This window comes from Saccharopolyspora sp. NPDC000995, from assembly GCF_053599315.1.
On record NZ_JBSFLZ010000304.1, the window covers coordinates 1 to 1,932 of the forward strand.

Genomic DNA, 1,932 nt, shown 5'->3' on the forward strand with positions numbered 1-1,932 from the left:
GGTGTGATCGGTCTGCTGCCGACCTACGGGCAGGTCGGAGTGGCCGCGACGGTCGCCATCATCCTCGCGCGGCTGGCTCAGGGACTCGCGGCCGGCGGTGAGATCGGTGGTGCGGCGACCTACATCGCCGAGCTGGCTCCGCCGGGTAAGCGGGGTTACTACGGGTCGACGATCTCCATCGGGTCCACGCTCGGGTTCGCGGCGGCGGCGGCTGTGGTCGGGGTGGTGCGGTTGCTTGTCCCGGCCGAGCAGATGGCGGTGTGGGGCTGGCGGCTTCCGTTCCTGCTTTCGCTGCTGCTGACGGTGGTGTGTCTGTGGGCTCGCCTGCGGGTGGAGGAGTCGCCCCAGTTCCAGGAGCTGAAGGAGACGGCCGCGATCGTGCGTGGCCCGATGCTGGCGGCGTTGCGGAGCCATCCGCTGGCAGTGGCCCGTGTCGCGGGCCTGGCCATCGCCTTTAACGGCACGGGCTACTTCGGTGTCGCCTACTTCGCGATCTTCCTGCAGCAGGAAGGGTTTTCCGCGACCGGTGTCGCGTGGACGTCGGCGCTGTCCATCGCAGTGGCCACCATGACCTATCCCTGGGCGGGCAGGTTGACCGATCGATTCGACCGCAAGCCGATCCTGCTGGCCTCCTACCTCGCCTACGCCGTCATCGCCTGGCCGGTGTTCGCGGTGCTCATCGCCACGACCAGTCTCTGGGTGGTCGGGGTCGTCTACCTGGTCTGCCTGTTTTTCAGCGGCTGGGCGCAGGTTCCGGCGTGGCCGCTGGCCACCGAGATGTTCCCGGCGAACGTGCGCTACTCGGGTATCGCGCTCGGGTACAACATCGGTGCGATCATCGGCGGTATCACGCCGCTGGTCGCCGCGGCCCTCGTGGCGGGAACCGGAAGCAGGACCAGTCCCGTCTACTGGATCGTCGCGGTGGCACTGGTCGGCGTGATCACCGTGGTGCGGCTGCCCAAGACCGCATCGAAGCCGTTACCCGGCTGACCGCTGGGCCGGGCCGGTCTCCGGCCCGGCCGTCCTACTAGTCGGCGATGACCCGGCCGTCCTAGCCGGCGATGGCCCGGCCGTCCTAGCCGGCGATGGCCCGGCCGTCCTAGCCGGCGATGGCCGGGCCGTCGTGGCCGGGGACGCGATCGCATGGCCCATGCGGTCTCGTTTGGTGCGCAGGTACCGCAGGTTGTGCGGGGTCTCGACGGCCGGCAGCGCGACCCGTTGCACGATCTCGAGCGGGTCCCCGTCCAGATCGTCGTACTTCGCGGGGTTGTTGGTGATCAGGCGTAGTCTGCGGACTCCCAGGTGAGCGAGGATCTGGGCCCCGGCACTATAACTGCGGGAATCGACGGGAAGCCCCTGCGCGGTGTTCGCCTCGACGGTGTCCAGACCGCTGTCCTGCAAGGCGTAGGCGCGGATCTTGTGAGCCAGTCCGATACCGCGCCCTTCGTGTCCGCGCAGGTAGACGATGACACCACAGCCCTCCTCAGCCACCGCGCGCATCGCTTGCTCGAGCTGTGTTCCGCAGTCACAGCGCAACGAGCCCAGGATGTCGCCGGTGAGGCACTCGCTGTGCACGCGGGCCAGGACGCCCCGCTCGCAGCGCGTGGCCGCTGCGATGTCGCCCATGACCAGAGCCAGGTGCTCGGCACCGTCGACATGCCACCGGTACGCGATCGCCTCGAAGTCACCGAAAACGGTCGGCATCCTCGAGCGCGCCACGGGCTCGACGAGCTCTTCCGTGGCGCGCCGGTAGCGGATCAGGTCGGCGATCGCGAGCACCGGCAGGTCGTGGTCCTGCGCGAACGCCCTCAGCGCCGCACCACGCAGCATCTCGCCGTCGTCACCGATGAGCTCACTGATGACCCCGACCGGCCGGCGACCGGCACACCGCAGCAGATCGACAGTGGCCTCGGTGTGCCCGGCACGGACCAG

At 69.2% G+C, this 1,932-nt stretch carries 2 protein-coding genes; one reads left to right on the forward strand and one right to left on the reverse strand.

Annotated features, from left to right (window positions below):
* Positions 1–990, forward strand: a 990-nt coding sequence (locus ACWDKQ_RS35965; RefSeq protein WP_450143206.1) for an MFS transporter, incomplete at its 5' end; no start/stop codon positions are given.
* On the opposite strand, the gene ribA is transcribed toward ACWDKQ_RS35965, so the two are convergent.
* A partial coding sequence (gene ribA / locus ACWDKQ_RS35970) for a GTP cyclohydrolase II (RefSeq protein ID WP_450143207.1) occupies positions 979–1,932 on the reverse strand: 954 nt, incomplete at its 5' end. The genes ACWDKQ_RS35965 and ribA overlap by 12 nt on opposite strands.